Source organism: Vibrio salilacus (genome assembly GCF_002811245.1).
GTDB classification, from domain to species: Bacteria; Pseudomonadota; Gammaproteobacteria; order Enterobacterales; family Vibrionaceae; genus Vibrio; species Vibrio salilacus.
In genome coordinates, this window is record NZ_NIVQ01000002.1 from 40,448 (window position 1) to 58,410 (window position 17,963).

13 protein-coding genes and 1 pseudogene are annotated in these 17,963 nt (G+C 44.0%); 8 read left to right on the top strand and 6 right to left on the bottom strand.

What is annotated here, in order from left to right:
• Positions 1-73: 73 nt before the first annotated feature.
• Both panP and CDZ87_RS01645 read left to right on the top strand, forming a co-directional pair.
• Positions 74-1,732, top strand: coding sequence for a pyridoxal-dependent aspartate 1-decarboxylase PanP (gene panP, locus CDZ87_RS01640; protein ID WP_100751887.1), 1,659 nt, complete (start codon positions 74-76; stop codon positions 1,730-1,732).
• Between the two features lie 279 nt (positions 1,733-2,011).
• Complete coding sequence (locus CDZ87_RS01645; protein ID WP_038172669.1) at positions 2,012-2,866, top strand: MurR/RpiR family transcriptional regulator; 855 nt, start codon at positions 2,012-2,014, stop codon at positions 2,864-2,866.
• Positions 2,867-2,896: 30 nt separating this feature from the next.
• On the opposite strand, the pseudogene CDZ87_RS17285 reads toward CDZ87_RS01645, so the two are convergent.
• Positions 2,897-3,255, bottom strand: a pseudogene (locus tag CDZ87_RS17285) (iron-containing alcohol dehydrogenase); the annotation flags it as partial.
• Positions 3,256-3,440: 185 nt separating this feature from the next.
• Here CDZ87_RS17285 and CDZ87_RS01650 point away from each other — a divergent pair.
• Together CDZ87_RS01650 and CDZ87_RS01655 are read left to right on the top strand one after the other, a co-directional pair.
• Positions 3,441-3,707, top strand: a complete 267-nt coding sequence (locus CDZ87_RS01650; RefSeq protein ID WP_009841803.1) for a GrxA family glutaredoxin — start codon at positions 3,441-3,443, stop codon at positions 3,705-3,707.
• A gap of 483 nt (positions 3,708-4,190) precedes the next feature.
• Positions 4,191-5,873 carry an aspartate:alanine antiporter gene (locus tag CDZ87_RS01655; RefSeq protein WP_100751888.1) on the top strand — a complete coding sequence of 561 codons (1,683 nt, stop codon included), beginning with the start codon at positions 4,191-4,193 and terminating at the stop codon, positions 5,871-5,873.
• 69 nt (positions 5,874-5,942) lie between these two features.
• Here the strand turns inward: CDZ87_RS01655 and CDZ87_RS01660 are convergent, their stop codons facing one another.
• From CDZ87_RS01660 to CDZ87_RS01675, 4 genes are all read right to left on the bottom strand, one after another.
• Complete coding sequence (locus CDZ87_RS01660) at positions 5,943-6,620, bottom strand: ABC transporter permease (RefSeq protein ID WP_038172683.1); 678 nt, start codon at positions 6,618-6,620, stop codon at positions 5,943-5,945.
• A 4-nt stretch (positions 6,621-6,624) separates the two neighbouring features.
• The gene (locus tag CDZ87_RS01665) at positions 6,625-7,365 is read right to left on the bottom strand and encodes an ABC transporter permease (RefSeq protein WP_100751889.1); all 741 of its coding nucleotides are present in this window, start codon (positions 7,363-7,365) and stop codon (positions 6,625-6,627) included.
• Positions 7,366-7,450: 85 nt separating this feature from the next.
• Positions 7,451-8,221, bottom strand: coding sequence for an ABC transporter substrate-binding protein (locus tag CDZ87_RS01670; protein WP_172953540.1), 771 nt, complete (start codon positions 8,219-8,221; stop codon positions 7,451-7,453).
• 66 nt (positions 8,222-8,287) lie between these two features.
• Positions 8,288-9,058 (bottom strand): ABC transporter ATP-binding protein, encoded by a 771-nt coding sequence (locus CDZ87_RS01675; protein WP_100751891.1) that lies wholly within the window; start codon positions 9,056-9,058, stop codon positions 8,288-8,290.
• A 694-nt stretch (positions 9,059-9,752) separates the two neighbouring features.
• Here CDZ87_RS01675 and CDZ87_RS01680 point away from each other — a divergent pair.
• The 3 genes from CDZ87_RS01680 (at position 9,753) to CDZ87_RS01690 (ending at position 15,079) form a co-directional block, all read left to right on the top strand.
• Entirely contained in the window at positions 9,753-11,300 is a 1,548-nt protein-coding gene (locus tag CDZ87_RS01680; protein ID WP_100751892.1) for a DUF3360 family protein, read from the top strand.
• Positions 11,301-11,615: 315 nt separating this feature from the next.
• Positions 11,616-13,892, top strand: a complete 2,277-nt coding sequence (pflB, locus tag CDZ87_RS01685) for a formate C-acetyltransferase (protein ID WP_100751893.1) — start codon at positions 11,616-11,618, stop codon at positions 13,890-13,892.
• Positions 13,893-14,071: 179 nt separating this feature from the next.
• Entirely contained in the window at positions 14,072-15,079 is a 1,008-nt protein-coding gene (locus CDZ87_RS01690; protein ID WP_100751894.1) for a lipid A deacylase LpxR family protein, read from the top strand.
• Positions 15,080-15,085: 6 nt separating this feature from the next.
• Here CDZ87_RS01690 and CDZ87_RS01695 read toward each other — a convergent pair whose 3' ends face one another.
• Positions 15,086-16,966 carry a methyl-accepting chemotaxis protein gene (locus CDZ87_RS01695; RefSeq protein WP_100751895.1) on the bottom strand — a complete coding sequence of 627 codons (1,881 nt, stop codon included), beginning with the start codon at positions 16,964-16,966 and terminating at the stop codon, positions 15,086-15,088.
• A 225-nt stretch (positions 16,967-17,191) separates the two neighbouring features.
• Here CDZ87_RS01695 and pflA point away from each other — a divergent pair, with 225 nt between their 5' ends.
• A complete protein-coding gene (gene pflA / locus CDZ87_RS01700) occupies positions 17,192-17,932 on the top strand; it encodes a pyruvate formate lyase 1-activating protein (protein ID WP_100751896.1) in 741 nt (246 codons plus the stop codon).
• Positions 17,933-17,963 lie beyond the last annotated feature (31 nt).

A 17,963-nucleotide genomic window follows, 5' to 3' on the forward strand; every position in this document is an offset into this window, starting at 1 on the left:
AGACGGGACATTGTTCCCGTTTTCGTTTAGATTGTCCCGCTTGCAAGAAAGATGATTAGAGCAAAGTCGCTGTATGATAACGGAACATAAAACGGCTGATGTGAATTTTGAGAGCTTATTGCGCATATTCACAGTACCTGAAGGGCCGGACTCAACGCTAACCCAGATTGAAGAAAAGCTATCACGTAACTTAAATGAGTTTTTGCGTGATCATATTGTTGCCGAAGAGAAACCGCTTCGAGATATCGAAAAAGATTTTTCCAACGCTACTATCCCTGAAAGACCAGAATTTGTCTCGGATCATACCCAACACTTGCTAGACACACTGGTCTCGCAATCCGTTCATACTTCTGCCCCAAGCTTTATCGGCCACATGACGTCAGCGCTGCCGTATTTCTTAATGCCATTGTCCAAAATCATGATCGCGCTCAATCAAAACTTGGTGAAGATTGAAACATCAAAAGCCTTTACGCCACTAGAGCGTCAAGTGCTCGGTATGCTCCATCGTCTTATTTACGGTCGAGACGATAGTTTTTACGCCCAGTGGATGCACAGCGCCAATCACTCTTTAGGTGCATTTTGCTCAGGCGGGACCATTGCTAATATTACCGCTCTATGGGTTGCGCGTAATAATGCGTTAAAAGCACAAGGTGACTTCCAAGGGGTAGAAAAAGAAGGTCTATTCAAAGCCATGAAGCATTATGGCTATGAAGGTCTTGCTGTCTTAGTCTCCGAACGTGGTCACTACTCGCTTAAAAAAGCGGCAGACGTTCTTGGTATAGGTCAAGAAGGCTTAGTTGCCGTCAAAACCGATAACCACAACCGTATCTGCCCAAAAGCACTTGCTCAGCGTATCTCCGAGTTAAAAGCTAACAACATCAAACCTTTTGCAGTCATCGGTGTGGCAGGAACCACTGAAACTGGTAACATCGATCCTCTCCAAGCCATTGCCAAAGTTTGTCAGCAAGAAAATTGCCATTTCCATGTCGATGCTGCTTGGGGAGGTGCAACACTGATGTCGAACAATTACCGTCATTTATTAGCGGGCATTGAGTTGGCTGATTCCGTCACGATTGATGCCCATAAACAGCTCTACATCCCAATGGGCGCTGGAATGGTATTGTTCAAACAGCCTGACGCGATGAAATCCATTGAACACCATGCCCAATATATCTTACGTAAAGGGTCTAAAGATCTTGGTAGTCATACCCTAGAGGGCTCACGCTCTGGCATGGCGATGTTAGTCTATGCTGCAATGCATATCATTAGTCGCCCTGGTTATGAGCTTCTTATCGATCAGAGCATCGACAAAGCCAACTATTTTGCCAACTTAATTGGCCAGCAAGACGACTTCGAGTTAGTCTCGCAGCCAGAGTTATGCCTGCTCACTTACCGCTACGTTCCTCAGCGAGTGCTAATTGCATTGGAAAAAGCCCAAGGTGAGCATCGAGAAACACTCAATGAACTGCTCAATGAACTAACCAAATTTATTCAAAAGCGCCAACGAGAAACCGGAAAATCGTTTGTATCGAGAACGCGTCTCAACCCTGCTAAATGGGATCATTTGAACACTATTGTATTCCGTGTGGTTCTTGCCAATCCATTGACGAGCTGCGATCTTCTAAGTCATATTTTACAACAGCAACGTGAAATTGCTCAGCAAGCACCAACCCTGATGGCGCAAATCAATCACACAATGGAACAAGTATTCAACGCTGACAATTCAGCCTGAAACTTTATTTCTGAAATATTGTAATTTGTCTATCAACTTAAGCCTCAAAACAAAAATTTATCCAACTTTAGAAATCAATTCTGTAGTTTAAACAAAATTTTGTTTGAGGCTTGTCATAGAATGACTAATTGCTTAACAGAAAAGTTGTCGTAAATCTTTTGCTTAGGTTTATACTGGTCGCATGGCGCTGGATTGTACTTACCCTTTCGGAAACAGTTTATTACCCTTCTTCATTTTGGGTATATCCAGTGAGTTGTTCTCTATACCCTCGTGAACACTATGAACACATTAGAAAAAATTCAAAAAAACCTAGAAAACTTTAGTAAGTCAGAGCGAAAAGTTGCCGAAGTGATCATGGCTTCACCGCAGACTGCTATCCATTCTAGTATTGCTACGCTCGCCAAAATGGCTGATGTAAGTGAGCCTACTGTTAATCGTTTTTGCCGCCGCTTAGATACTAAAGGCTTCCCGGATTTCAAGCTGCACTTAGCACAAAGTCTTGCCAACGGAACGCCATATGTAAATCGTAACGTTGAAGAAGATGATGGCCCTGACGCATACACACACAAGATCTTCGAGTCGACCATGGCATGCCTCGATGTGGCTAAAAATAGCCTTGACCCGATGCAAGTTAATCGTGCTGTTGATCTGTTAACTCAAGCCAAACGAATTTCTTTTTTTGGCCTAGGAGCGTCGTCAGCGGTTGCGAAAGATGCACAAAACAAATTTATTCGCTTTAACATTCCGATTACCTGTTTTGAAGATATCGTAATGCAACGCATGAGCTGCATTAACTGTACTGATAACGATGTTATCGTCCTGATTTCACATACTGGTCGGACTAAGAGCCAAGTGGAAATTGCTAATCTCGCGCGTGAAAACGGCGCAACGGTGATTGCAATTACCGCTAAAGACTCACCTCTTGATAAAGCAAGCTCGTTATCTATATCGCTCGATGTGCCAGAAGATACCGATGTATACATGCCGATGGCAAGTCGCGTCGTTCAAATGACAGTCATAGATGTCCTCGCAACAGGTTTTACGCTTCGTCGTGGTTCTGGATTTCGTGAGAACTTAAAGCGTGTAAAAGATGTATTGAAAGATTCCCGCTACGATAAACTTTCACAGCTATAAATGATTAAGGAGCACATAAGTGCTCCTTTTTTATTCACAATTTTGTAGCCGCTCTTTATCCTGACGATAGACTTGGTGAATAATAGCGGCCTTGGCGCTTGATTCGAGTTGCTCACTTGGCGGGCACTCCCCGTCATATTGACAAACCTGATCGAATATATACATCACACGTTGGATAGTCAGTGGTATTGGGTTGCCTTTTATTTTATTGCGACCAATTTCAATGCATCTTGGGCGACAGCCTCAAACGATGTACTGCATACTCCAAAGCTATTAAGCAGTGGCAGCTTATCGATCATCATATTAACCCACAAGACTCCGTCTTCTCAGTGTGCATGAACGCGGCCAGTGAGAATCTGAGCCAATTTTCCATAACGATTGAGGATATCTATCGCTTCGAGCAGCAACTGAGGCAGCCCTGATGTTTGTGTATCGGTACCAAAAGTTAACCTGAGATCAACAATCAATTTTTAGTCGATAGATTTCACCTATAACACTAACAGACAATTGACACTTTATTTCCGTTTATGATTCGGGCATAGTTGCAGTTAACAAAATACAGGAGAAAAACAATATGTTCGTAGTTATCTTTGGTCGCCCAGCTTGTCCTTTCTGTGTTCGTGCAAAAGAGCACGCAGAAACACTAAAAGCAAAACGCGATGATTTCAACTACCGTTATGTAGATATTCATGCGGAAGGAATTTCTAAAGCAGATCTTGAGAAAACTGTCGGCAAACCTGTAGAAACCGTCCCTCAAATCTTCATCGATCAAGATCATATCGGTGGCTGCGACGAGTTCGAAGCATACGCAAAAGAACACCTTGGTCTATTCGACGAATAAAACCAGACTGCTCACTGAAAGCCGCGATTACCGCGGCTTTTTTGTTGTGCCGCGATATCGGAAAGTAAGTCAAACCAAGCGCACAAGTAATATCCTTCGGAGATAATAAAGTCGTAACGCACGTCATTCAATCATCAATCATCAATCATCAATCAAAGTTTCAATGTGATTTCAGCTTTTCTCAAGTCGGTTTATAGGCGTTGCGCCTAATAAACGAACGGATCGATGACCATATTTTGCAAATACTCTGCCCCAACCTGGATTATCCAGAGCTATTTCCCCATGACCGTGGCTCGTTCAATTCTCGCTTGATTGGTTACCACTTACAACGCTGAAACCTTATAAAACGAATAGAATAGTCAACGGTTAACGGCACCCTGTGTAAACTAATAGTAAAATATAAAATATTTCACTTATTTTTTAGTCATATTCAGATACAATTTGCGTATACAACCACCCTCGGCCGCAATACAAGAATCGCCCGTGAATATTGACGTAGTACTTTTGCTAGAACAAAACCCCATTTTGCTCATTTTTGTCGTGCTTGCTATTGGTTTAGCGATCGGCAAGATTCGTTTTGGTAACCTACAGTTAGGTAACTCAATTGGAGTCCTCATTACCTCATTAATTATGGGCCACCTTGGCTTCACCTTTAATGCGGACGCTCTCACTATTGGTTTCATGCTATTTATCTACTGTGTAGGCATTGAAGCGGGGCCAAACTTCTTTGGTATCTTTTTCCGAGATGGAAAACACTACTTTATTTTAAGTCTGGTGGTACTCGTTACGGCCTTGTCAATCACCTACTTTTCATCCCATTATCTTGGGCTCGATTTTGGTCTTTCGGCTGGAATGATGGCCGGTGCACTCACCTCAACGCCAGTATTGGTGGGGGCTCAAGATGCACTGAACTCGGGTTTGGCCACAATTCCACGTGATATGGTATTTGAGCAGGTAATTGAAAACCTTTCGGTCGGCTATGCAATGGCCTATCTGATTGGCCTTATCAGTATGATTATGTTTGCGAAGCTGCTGCCTAAACTACAAAAACAAAATTTGTCAGATTCTGCGCAACAAATAGCTAAAGAACGTGGACTTGGCAGCTCAGGGCAACGCAAAGTTTACCTCCCTATCATTCGTGCTTATCGCGTCGGACAAGAGCTAATTAACTGGACAGATGGCAAAAACCTACGTGAGCTCGGCATCTATCGTCAGACCGGTTGTTACATCGAACGTATCCGCCGCAACGGCATTTTAGCCCACCCGGATGGTGACGCAATATTACAAGAAGGCGATGAAATTGCCCTTGTTGGCTTTCCTGATAGTCACGCTCGCCTAGACCCAAGCTTTCGTAATGGTAAAGAAGTGTTTGACCGAAACTTACTTGACCTACGTATCGCAGAAGAAGAGATCGTGGTAAAAAGTGACGCGATTGCTGGAAAGCGTCTCTCTGATCTCAACTTATCAGAATATGGCTGTTTCCTTAACCGTGTTGTTCGCGCACAAATTGAAATGCCGATGGACCTAGATATCGTGTTGGCTAAAGGGGATGTACTGCAAGTTAGTGGCGAAAAGAGTCGAGTTCATGGTCTTGCTGAGAAGATCGGTTTTATCTCAATTCACAGCCAAATGGCGGATTTGCTGGCCTTCTGTAGTTTTTTCATCCTCGGCGTGCTGTTTGGTTTAATTACCATGACATTTGGTCAAGTATCCTTCGGTTTAGGTAACGCTGTCGGTCTACTCCTATCTGGAATCACACTGGGCTTTTTACGCGCCAACCATCCTACATTTGGCTATGTTCCCCAGGGAGCGCTGAACATGGTCAAAGATCTTGGCTTGATGTTCTTTATGGTCGGAATCGGCTTAAGTGCGGGTGGAAAAATGTTTGACCACCTGTCACAAGTTGGCCCACAGGTCATTGGTTTGGCGTTTTTAGTCAGTGTGGTGCCAGTCGTCGTCGCTTACCTAGTTGGCGCATACCTATTAAAAATGAACCGCGCACTGTTGTTTGGCGCCATCATCGGCGCACGGACTTGTGCGCCTGCGATGGATATCGTCAATGACTATGCGAAATCAACCATTCCGGCGCTTGGTTATGCCGGCACCTACGCCATCGCCAATATACTGATGACCTTAGCCGGTACGATACTGATTATCTTAAGCTGATATTGAGTATTCTCAATTTAGAAAAGTAAAAAGGCTTCCCGCAGGAAGCCTTTTTTGTATTTCGATGACTTAACTTAATGGTCTTAAATAGGCTAGGAAACGTTTTTCTGCTGCTTTAAAACACATCAGAATAATAAATGTCAGTCCCATGTAGAACAGGCCTGCCGTTAAGAAGGATTCAAACGGTGCGTAGTAGCGTGAATTGACCAGACGTGCGGCACCCGTTAGATCGGCAATGGTCACAATCCCAGCAACCGCACTACCATGCAGCATGAAAATCACCTCATTACTGTAAGCAGGTAATGCGCGACGTAACGCACTTGGTAAAATAACACGACGGTACGTCATAAACGCACTCATGCCATAAGCTTTGGCAGCTTCCACTTCACCTTTTGGTAAACCGTTGATCGCACCACGAATAATCTCTGCGGTATAAGCGGAAGTATTAAGCACAAAAGCCACTAAGGCACAGAACCAAGCATGCTCCCACAAGGTACCTTTGACCGCAATAAACTGGTCCATACCGTAATAGATCAAATAAAGCTGGACTAAAAGTGGCGTGCCGCGGAAAAAGTATATAAACGCCCAGCTAGGCCCATTAAGCAGATAGTTATCACTGTTACGGGCCACACCCAAAGGAATCGCAACAAAAAGACCAATCACCAGTGCCAGTGACACGAGCCAAACGGTGGTCCAAAGACCCTCTAAATAGATTGGTAAACTTTCAACAATTAACGAAAAGTCCATCCTTTTACCTCGCGTGAATACTGAATTTGCGTTCGATGATCTTCAAAAAGCCAGTTGAAACACTGGTAAAGAACAGAAAAATAATCGCAACGGCCATGTAGAAGGTAAACGGCATCTTGGTTGAACCTGCAGCAAGGGAACTCACCCGTACCATATCTTCAAGACCGATGATGGAGACAAGCGCTGTTGTCTTGAGCAAAACAAGCCAGTTGTTACCAAAACCAGGCAATGCGTGGCGAACCATTTGCGGTAACAAAATACGTCTAAACGCCAATACCGAGCTCATGCCATATGCTTTGGCGGCTTCGAGTTCACCTTTATCCACTGCCATAATTGCACCACGGAAGGTTTCTGCCATATAGGCACCAAAGATAAAACCTATGGTGAGAACACCGGCAATAAATGGGCTCACATCGATGTAATCAGGTAAATATGCCGTCCATTCATGGCTAGGATCGCTAGATGCAAACCACTCATTCAGAGTTTCATTAATTGCATATAAACTATTGTTAAGCAGGATTTGTCCGCCGAAGAAAATCAGCATCATAAGAACTAAATCGGGAATACCGCGAATTACTGTGGTATAGAGTGTCGCTATAGCTCTGGCCCAGCGATACGGAGCCATCTTGGCTAACGCACCAAGCATGCCTAAAATCATCGCGAGTATTAATGATAATAACGCGACTTCAATGGTGACTACGGCCCCTTTTAAAATTGAGGCTTCATATCCTTGTAGATCCAGCATAGGTAAGTTCCTGATCCCTAAACTTTATAAATCGGTCGTTGACTACTACTCCTCGGAACAAAAGCCAACGACCGCTTAGCAACGCTTACTGACCGTAAACGTCGTATTTAAAGTATTTCGCTGCGATTTCTTGGTAAACCCCTTTCTCACGTAGAGATCCGATTGCAGCATCTAACTTTTTAGTCAGATCTTTGTCTTGCTTACGAAGGGCAATACCCATGCCTTCACCAAACCATTTAGGATCTGTCAATGATGGGCCAACAAACTCATAACCTTCACCGCCGTCTTTATTGAGTACGCCTTCTTCTAACGCAGAAGCATCACCCAAAACAGCGACAACTCGGCCGTTTGCAAGGTCTAGATACGCTTCATCAAAAGAGCCGTAACGAACGATTTCTACTTTGTCGCCGTAGTTGTCAGTCAGATATTTGTCGTGCGTAGTGGCACGTTGAACTGCAATCTTTTGACCGTCTAGGTTATCAAAATCAAGACCTGCGCCTTTTTTAGCGATGAACTTGTTAGGAATCTGCGCATACTTACCAGTAAAGTCGACTTTCTTCTTACGCTCTTCAGTAATCGACATTGCTGCGATGATCGCATCATATTTGCGCGCAAGAAGTGAAGGGATAATGCCATCCCAGTCTTGTGGGACGATCTTACATTCCACTTTCATTTCCTGACACAGTGCGTTCGCCATATCAACATCGAAACCTTTCAAAGAGCCGTCGGCCTCTGTCCAGCTAAATGGAGGATATGCACCTTCAATACCAAAGCGAACTGTTTTCCATTCTTTCGCTTGAGCGACACCTGATACCGCTGTTGCCGCTAAAGTTGCTGCTAATAACCACTTTTTCATTTCCATACTCCTGTGATTGGGATTTTTTATTTTAGCTTAGTTGTTGTGTTTGCCGCACTGCGGCGATTAATAAATCGAAGAGATAAACTGTTGCAAGCGCTCTGAATCAGGGTTGGTAAATAGTTTCGCAGGATCTCCTTGCTCTTCGACTAATCCTTGATGCAAAAACATCACATGGTTTGAGACGTCACGAGCAAACGCCATTTCATGGGTAACCACAAGCATGGTACGCCCTTCTTCAGCCAGATCGCGCATAACGCCTAACACCTCACCCACGAGTTCGGGGTCAAGGGCAGAGGTTGGCTCATCAAATAACATCACTTCAGGGTCGACGGCAAGTGCACGAGCGATAGCAGCGCGCTGCTGTTGCCCGCCGGAAAGGTGGCCTGGGTAGTAGTCTTTACGCTCATACAAGCCGACTTTTTTCAGCAATACTTCGGCGTTTTCTATAGCTTGGGCTTTAGGCACACCAAGAACGTGCACTGGTGCTTCGATGACGTTTTCTAGCACCGTCATGTGCGACCAAAGATTAAAACCTTGGAATACCATCGCCAAACGCGAACGGATGCGTTGAACTTGCTTTTCATTGGCAGGAATGGCTTCACCTTGGCGATTGTTTTTCATTTGAATCAATTCACCATCGACCCAAATTTCTCCAGCGGTTGGCGTTTCGAGTAGATTAATACATCTTAGAAAAGTGCTTTTACCAGAACCGGATGAACCGATAATGGAGATTACGTCCCCTTTATGGGCTTCTAAGGAGATGCCCTTTAAAACTTCATTTTGTCCAAATGTTTTATGCAGTTCTTTTATGTCCAGCGCTGGTACATCTTTCATGCGCTATTACTCCCTGTCTTTATTATGCCCAATCACTCGCATATACCGATTGGTTTCTGTTGGGTTCCACCCACATTGCGATACAAATTAGCACTCCACCGCCTAACATGCAACAAATTATTAACCTAGAAATCAGCAATATATAGCCAATTAATATGAGTAATAATGCATTAAACAGTCAAAAAGGCTCCACATTTCGCATAAAGCCTTCTTAATGGCAAATTACACCCTCAATCTCTTTGTTAACATTTTTGTAAAAACAAGATCTCACTCAATCAAGGAAGTCACTACCTAACAATCACCGAGGTAACACATTGAATATCGCTAATTTGATATACAATTTGAAAATTTGTTTCACCGGATATCGCCTTGATTAACCTGTAAATAGATTGTTGTGTAGTTTTCTTTCACAACCTTTCGTAAAGTGATCTAAATCAATCACTCCTTAGGGTTAGCACGTTAAACTCGGTCAAGAGATAAAAGCCTCAATAGCCTCTTTTTTTGTCTTTCAATCCTCTATGCTTTAGCACATAGACATTGAGCTACAAAAGGGCAAGGTAAGGCAAATCAGGGCAGACCAAGAGTCAACAGCAGGAAGCGATACTAGGACCAGTTTTTTACTGAATGACCGGCACACAATAACAATCGGGTCGTTCTTTGATGAATTATTAACATTTTTGAATATGAGGAATCTATGTCAGACGCAGTAAAACAACCGCATTCTGATTCGGATATCGAAAACAAGAGCTATCAAGAGCTTCACCGCCCAGCTTCTGAGTTTGTAAACCGTTCAGACTATCTAGACCACGAACTACAAATCATGAAGCCACGTCGCTTTGGATTGAACCTGCCAGGTCGTGATTTCCGTTTTGAGCTTGAAGATCTCGTGCCAGCACTGGCGGGGACCATTGGTATTATCGCCATGTACTCGGCGGTCATGATGTCTTGGGCAGATGGGCTCACTGCAGCATGGGACCACGTTAACTTAGGCAAAGAATTCGCTATCGAAGTCGCACGAGTAGAAATGCTAATTCCAGCATTGCTATTCTGTATCCTTGCTTCAGGATTTATTAACCCGCGAGCAAACCTTGCTGGTAACCACGGTCCAATGATTCCGCTTATCGGCTCTATCGCACTTGCAGGCGCCCACCCTTTAGCTCTAGCCATTTTGCTCGGTGTGTTTGGTTTGTTGTTAAGCTATTTCAAAGGTGGTTCCAAACTCGTCAATCTTACGTCTCAAGGTACCGCTGGCGGCTTATTGATCTTCTTAGGTTTTACTGGGACGATGAGCCAGATTGGTTCCATTCAAGATTGGGCAGTAGGCTTGCAGTCAGGCGAAGTTGCCGCGGGTAGTATGGGCTATGTTGGCCTCGTGGTATTAGGCATCAACATCGCCGTATATGCTTACTTAGCCAAAGTGAATAAGCGTTGGCTGGCGATTCCTGTGTGTGCGATCACGGGTCTTATTCTTGCACTTGGCCTAGGTGCTGGTTTTGATCTCAGCTTTGAAACCGAAATGGGGCTTCCAAATCTTAATCCTGTTTATTGGTGGGGTAGCACAGAGCAAGGCTGGATGCTTGGTCTTCCAAATCTGCAGCACTTTATTGCCTCTTTACCATTTGCTATTCTGGCAGTTGCAATGTGGTCTCCAGACTTCCTTGGTCACCGTATTTTCCAAGAGCTGAACTACCCACGTAAGACTGAAAAAGTTCTAATGGATGTCGATGACACCATGACCATGTGTTCTATTCGCCAAATGGTCGGTACTGCTGTAGGTGGTGGTAACATCACTTCTTCTTGGGGGACGTACATGATCCCTGCAGCGATCGCGAAACGACCTATCCCTGCGGGCGCGATTTTACTTGGTTCACTGTGTATTATCGTGGCTATTTTGGGCTTCCCAATGGATGTAGCGGTGTGGCCTCCTGTAATGCGTATCGCTCTTCTGGTCGGTGTCTTTTTGCCGCTGCTTGAAGCTGGTATGCAAATGGTTAGAGAAACAAGAGATTCACAGGCCGCCGGTATTTGTATCTTTGCATCCGTTGTAGCTAACCCTGTACTTGCATGGGCGCTTACTATGTTCCTAGACAACAATGGTCTAATTGGTGACAAAGAGCGCGCTTCTCGCCTATCTTTCACAGATAAAATCATTATTCCAGTCGGTGTATTTGTTATCTGTCTAGTTGCAATGCTTGCGGTGGGTATGCTAGGAGGTCAATACGGTATTCCAGCCTTCCTATAAGTCACTCCAAAAAGTTGAGGATCGTTTTGATCCTCAACTTTTTTTTAGTATCAAGGAATTTATTTCAAAAATTTTTAGCAAAAAGCGTATTTATTGATTTAGTTTAAGGTTTATAAAATTTTTTTAGCTTACTCTGTTATCTAAGATAATAAATACAGTCGCAATATTTATAGTTTGTTCTCACTATCGATAATCGAAATTAAAGACTATACATATTGTTATTCATAAGAGTGTACCGCCTCAATTTTCGAGGGTCTAACTAACTCAACGGTTTGATTAGGTACGTGTTTTTTCTACTAAAAAGGTAGGTATGTCATGGCAGAGCAATTTGCTAAAGCTTGGGAAGGTTTTGCTGAAGGTGATTGGCAAAACGAAGTAAACGTTCGTGATTTCATTCAAAAGAACTATACGCCGTATGAAGGCGATGAATCTTTCCTAGTTTCTGAAGGCACTGAAGCAACTAACGTGCTTTGGGCTAAGGTAATGGAAGGTATTAAACAGGAAAACGCGACTAAAGCACCTGTAGATTTTGATACTGATGTTATCTCTACCATCACTGCTCACGATGCAGGCTACATTGAGAAAGATCTAGAAGCCATCGTCGGTCTTCAAACTGAGAAACCACTTAAGCGCGCTATCATCCCTAATGGTGGTATCCGTATGGTTGAAGGTTCATGTAAAGCATACAACCGTGAACTCGATCCAAGCATCTCTAAAATTTACACTGAATATCGTAAAACTCATAACGCTGGCGTATTCGATATCTACACGCCTGATATCTTGAAATGTCGTAAATCTGGTGTTCTAACTGGTCTTCCTGATGCATATGGCCGTGGCCGTATTATCGGTGATTACCGTCGTGTTGCACTGTACGGTATTGATTACCTAATGAAGGACAAGCTGGCTCAGTTCACTTCTCTTCAAGAACGTTTCGAAAATGGTGAAGACCTAACAGCAACGATGCAACTTCGCGAAGAAATTGCAGAGCAACATCGTGCACTTGGTCAAATCAAACAAATGGCCGCTAAATACGGTTTTGACATCTCTGAGCCAGCTCAAACTGCTCAAGAAGCGATCCAATGGACTTACTTTGGCTACCTTGCTGCTGTTAAGTCACAAAATGGCGCCGCTATGTCTCTAGGTCGTACTTCTACGTTCTTAGATATCTTCATCGAACGTGATATCGCTGCAGGCAAGATCACCGAAGTTGAAGCTCAAGAAATGATTGACCATTTCGTCATGAAGCTACGCATGGTTCGTTTCCTACGAACTCCTGAATATGACGAGCTTTTCTCTGGCGACCCAATTTGGGCAACAGAGTCAATGGGTGGTATGGGTGTTGACGGTCGTACATTAGTATCACGTACTAACTTCCGTTTCCTAAACAGCCTATACACTATGGGACCTTCTCCAGAGCCAAACATTACCGTCCTTTGGTCTGAGCAGCTTCCTGAAGGCTTCAAGAAGTTCTGTGCGAAAGTGTCTATCGATACTTCTTCTATCCAGTACGAAAATGACGACCTAATGCGTCCTGATCTACAATCTGATGACTACGCAATCGCATGTTGTGTATCTCCAATGATTGTTGGTAAGCAAATGCAGTTCTTTGGCGCTCGTGCGAACCTTGCTAAGACAATGCTTTACGCAATCAACGGTGGCATTGATGAGAAGCTTAAGATGCAAGTTGGCCCTGTTGGCGACAAGGTCACTGACGAAGTTCTAAACTACGAAGACGTAATGGCTCGTCTAGATACATTCATGGATTGGCTAGCTAAGCAATACGTGACTGCATTGAACAGCATCCACTACATGCACGACAAGTACAGCTACGAAGCGTCTCTAATGGCTCTGCACGATCGTGATGTTCGTCGTACAATGGCTTGTGGTATTGCAGGCCTTTCTGTTGCTGCTGACTCACTGTCTGCAATCAAATATGCAACGGTTAAACCTGTTCGTGATGAAGACGGTATTGCAACTGATTTCGTTATCGAAGGCGATTACCCTAAATTTGGTAACAATGACGCTCGTGTTGATGATATCGCATGTGAACTTGTTTCTACGTTCATGGGTAAAATCCGTAAGCTTAAAATGTACCGTGACGCTATCCCTACTCAGTCTATCCTGACTATCACTTCGAACGTGGTATACGGCAAGAAAACGGGTAACACGCCAGATGGTCGTCGTGCTGGTGCTCCTTTCGCGCCTGGTGCAAACCCAATGCACGGTCGTGATGAAAAAGGCGCGGTAGCGTCACTAACTTCAGTAGCTAAACTACCGTTCGCTGATGCACAAGATGGTATTTCTTACACCTTCTCTATCGTACCTAATGCTTTAGGTAAAGATGAAGGCTCACAACGTGCTAACCTTGCAGGTCTAATGGATGGTTACTTCCACCACGAAGCTGGCATCGAAGGTGGTCAACACCTTAACGTTAACGTTCTTAACCGTGACACTCTAGAAGACGCTGTTCAACACCCTGAGAAATACCCTCAGTTAACAATCCGTGTTTCAGGTTACGCTGTTCGCTTCAACTCTCTAACTGCAGAGCAACAAGCTGATGTAATCGCACGTACATTTACTGAGTCTCTATAATCTCGGTTTAAATGATTGACAAAGCCCCGCTCACAGCGGGGCTTTGTTATTTTTACCTGGCAACCGACCTAATTTAGTCGACTTACTGCACAAATCCCCTTCACTGCTAGATAACTCGCTACCATCTCATTCAATTAATCTTGTATTATCAACTATCTAATTGAGTTAAGCGTAGTATTATGAAGTCGAACCACATCTATATTTTGCCGCTATTACTTGCCTCCGCTGCAAGTGTTGCGTCTGACAAGTCGACCGTTTCTTTTTCTATCGATAACGATGGCATATTTGGCGTCGATCAAGATTACACCAGTGGATTATTTTTAAGCTACGCAACTGGCTCTATCACTCCATATCCATTATTTGAACCGCTCAGTCTCTCTTTCTGGGGGGCTGCATCGTTGGATAAATTTGAATTTGTTCTTGGCCACAAGATGTACACACCATCCGATATCGAAGCAACGGCGCCACTGGCTAACGACCGACCATATGCTGGGTTCTTGCATACAGAATTCAACTATATCAGCCTCAATCCACAGCAAGCACAGCGGTTTAATCTGACGCTAGGCACGACAGGCGAAAGCTCCTTAGCAGACCAAGCTCAAGATATCGTACACGGAATTACTGGTTCAGATGAACCACAAGGCTGGGCATACCAAATTGACGATAAGTTCGTCGCAAGTATCGGCTACTTAAACCACTTCAATTTGTGGCGTCAGCGCTCAATTGGCAATACCGATTGGGAAATATCCAATATTTCTGAGGTTAACGCTGGTAATTTCCGCACTGATGTTTCAACTGGACTCATGTTCCGTTGGGGGGCTGATTTAGGTGGCAGCATGGGCGCTGCAAATATTGATAATGAAAACCCTTTTAGAGCCAGCATGTTAGCAGGCTCTCAAGGCGGGTGGTTTGTCTTTACCGGTATTGAGGCTCGTTATCGCTTCAATGATATCACCATCGAAGGTGAACGTTCAGGTGTCAAGAAATACGCCATCAGCCAGAGCGAAGACTCAAGTATCTACAATGTGGACTTAGACAAGACTCAAGCGAGTGCCGTTGCGGGTTTTGCTTGGTATAACCAAAGCTTTGGCGCCACACTTTCTGCGACAGCCAAAACACCTGATTACGAAGAAGCGCCACAATCGATATACGGTACCGGCGCATTGGCTCTTTATGCTTTCTTCTAAACTTGCCTAGATGGTGAACTTTTGACAGTCTTGGTTGAGGCTGTCAGACCGCTTCTCTACCATCTCACTGACATTTCGCAACTGTTCATTATTTTCTTCAAGTTCTTTCATTGCCGAGGAGATCTGTGTCATGTTATCTGCCATCGACTGACTGGTCGTGGCGAGCTCTTTAATCGAGGTGAAAATAACTTCCGTTTGATGAGACGCTTCATCGGCTTTTTCTGTAATGAGTTTTAGCGCATCCATGGCTTGTTGACCACGTTCACGCCCTGTCTTCATCGAAGACTCTGATTGACCGATATACTGAATCACTTCGGCGCTCTCTTTTTTCATCGTATCGATCGTCTCTGAGATTTCCGACACCGCGTCGACCGTTCTCACCGCCAAACTACGTACTTCATCGGCAACTACAGCAAAGCCTCGTCCTTGCTCTCCTGCACGCGCCGCTTCTATTGCCGCATTTAACGCCAGTAAGTTTGTTTGTTCAGCAATACCATTGATAATAACCATCACCGAATCGACTTTAGATGAGGCTTCTTCTAACTGATTAATGTGCCCAGCGGCTGAGGTCATGATAGAGCCTACCTCCTCTAAAGAACTAATAGCGGAACCAATCACTTTAGACCCTTCTTCTGCCGCATGAGTTGACGAACGGCTGATCTGTGCAACACATTCAAGCGAATGGGAAACCTCTTGCGTAGTGACGCTGATTTCTTCTGTCGCAGAGGCTAGCCGTTGAGTTTGTCCCAATACTTCCGATTGGTTATGAGCGAGTCTATCTAGGCCTTGATTGAGCTCTGCCGCATTACTTGACAAAGCTAAACTGCTATTTTGCACACCAGAAACCAACTCGCCGAGATTTTCACATCCTTGATTAATGCTCGTAGCTAACTGGTTGAACTCATCATTGGGATTTTGGCTCTGAACCATACGCTGAGAAAGATCGCCAGTAGACAAACTGTACAAAACCTCTTTGGTGCGATTTAACGAGCGAGATAAAGACCCACTCTGTAACGCTGAAATAGTAATAGTAAACACGGCCAAAATTACGCAGGCGGCCAGAATTGACCACAAGGTTTGCGCAGAGGTACTTTCCGCCACATTTTGATAGCGAGCACTGATCCGGCTTAGATCCGAAGTAATCGAACCAATCAGTTGCGTCATGTTAACTTTGGTAGAGTTCACTTGAAGTTCGATAGCGTTTAACTGCTTTGATAACTCACTGACACCGACAAAGGTTTGTTTATACTGTTCAATCTCTTGTTCATAAAGATCAAGCATCGCGTAAACGTTTGACATACTTTCAAACGTCCCCATTGCTCGATTAAACAACTTTAAGTTCTCTTCTGTAGGCTGCAATAAGTAGTTCTGCTGAGCCTTAACCATGGCTTGGAAGTCTGAATTAAGTGTCACCATGCCTGTTTCAGCAATTTTTTGTTCAATCGTCGCGGCCAATTGCTTCATTTGACCAAGTTTCCCTTCGTCAATATTAAAACCGAGCTCTTGCTTCATCGATAGCCAAGGTGATACCGCATCTTTGAAGTCAAGCACACTTTGCGTAAGTTGCTCAGCTTGAGAGACTAACCCTACTTGGATCAAAAACTGTGAATCTTTACCGATCGATACGACGATGTCATCAATACGGGCCAACGTCGCTGGAACCTTAGCTCCAGTCATGCTGTCTAGTTCCCCTCCCAAGGCCAAGATATGGCTTTGCGTTTGATATATAGACAAAGTGCCTGAGGCTATCTCAGCACTACTGTGGTAGTGACTTTTCATTTGAGACAATCGATCAGAAGTAAAAAAGGCGAGTGAAGCAAATCCTATCGTTAATACAAGCAAAAACAGAGTCACCTTTTGTTTTTGCGAAAGTGCAAGCATATCCATATTAAAAGTCCTTCAGCAACGATCAGATGTTTAACACCTTGTCAGGCGACGAACGTCATTCTCTATCGTTATTTATATTATTATTAAATTTTTATAACATAATTTTAGCAAATAAACTTACTTTTCCCCAATTCATGTTTTCTTTGTGACGAAGCCGAGAAAGCCTATTTTATCCCTACCTTTTGTAATAAAATAACGGACAAATAACTAAGACGAGATGAGCACATGTCAACAACTGGACGAATTCATTCTTTTGAGTCATGCGGAACGGTAGACGGACCTGGAATTCGCTTTATTGTGTTTATGCAAGGCTGTCTAATGCGTTGTATGTATTGCCACAATCGAGATACTTGGGATACTCATAGTGGCAAAGAAGTGACCGTTGAAGAGATCATTCGCGAAGCTAAGTCTTACCGTCACTTTATGAAGGCCTCTGGTGGCGGCATCACCTGTTCCGGCGGTGAAGCGATGTTACAACCTGAGTTTGTGCGTGATTTTTTCCGTGCCGCACAAGCCGAAGGTATCCACACTTGTCTTGATACCAATGGCTATATTCGTAAACACACTGACGTTGTTGATGAAGTACTCGCTGCAACCGATCTCGTGATGCTAGATCTCAAACATATGAACGATGAGATACACCATGATTTCATCGGCGTATCAAACAAAAGAACGCTCGATTTTGCCCATTATCTACATAAGATAGACCAAAAAACATGGATCCGTTACGTCGTTGTGCCTGGGTATACCGATGATGATGAAGCTGTGCACATGCTGGGTGATTTTATCAAGGATATGGACAATATTGAGAAGGTTGAGCTTTTACCATACCACAAGCTTGGCGCGCATAAATGGGAAGCGCTCGGTGTCGAATATCCACTAGAGGGTGTCAACCCACCATCAAAAGAGTCGATGGACCATATTGTGTCAATACTCGATCAATATCACTCTAATGTAAAATACTGATACCCAAAGGTAACAAAGTCGTAAAAAATAC

Coding starts and splice junctions, on each gene's coding strand:
- panP (WP_100751887.1), top strand. CDS start 74: ATGATAACGGAACATAAAACGGCTGATGTGAATTTTGAGAGCTTATTG.
- CDZ87_RS01645 (WP_038172669.1), top strand. CDS start 2,012: ATGAACACATTAGAAAAAATTCAAAAAAACCTAGAAAACTTTAGTAAG.
- CDZ87_RS01650 (WP_009841803.1), top strand. CDS start 3,441: ATGTTCGTAGTTATCTTTGGTCGCCCAGCTTGTCCTTTCTGTGTTCGT.
- CDZ87_RS01660 (WP_038172683.1), bottom strand. CDS start 6,620: ATGGACTTTTCGTTAATTGTTGAAAGTTTACCAATCTATTTAGAGGGT.
- CDZ87_RS01665 (WP_100751889.1), bottom strand. CDS start 7,365: ATGCTGGATCTACAAGGATATGAAGCCTCAATTTTAAAAGGGGCCGTA.
- CDZ87_RS01670 (WP_172953540.1), bottom strand. CDS start 8,221: ATGAAAAAGTGGTTATTAGCAGCAACTTTAGCGGCAACAGCGGTATCA.
- CDZ87_RS01675 (WP_100751891.1), bottom strand. CDS start 9,058: ATGAAAGATGTACCAGCGCTGGACATAAAAGAACTGCATAAAACATTT.
- CDZ87_RS01680 (WP_100751892.1), top strand. CDS start 9,753: ATGTCAGACGCAGTAAAACAACCGCATTCTGATTCGGATATCGAAAAC.
- pflB (WP_100751893.1), top strand. CDS start 11,616: ATGGCAGAGCAATTTGCTAAAGCTTGGGAAGGTTTTGCTGAAGGTGAT.
- CDZ87_RS01690 (WP_100751894.1), top strand. CDS start 14,072: ATGAAGTCGAACCACATCTATATTTTGCCGCTATTACTTGCCTCCGCT.
- CDZ87_RS01695 (WP_100751895.1), bottom strand. CDS start 16,966: ATGGATATGCTTGCACTTTCGCAAAAACAAAAGGTGACTCTGTTTTTG.
- pflA (WP_100751896.1), top strand. CDS start 17,192: ATGTCAACAACTGGACGAATTCATTCTTTTGAGTCATGCGGAACGGTA.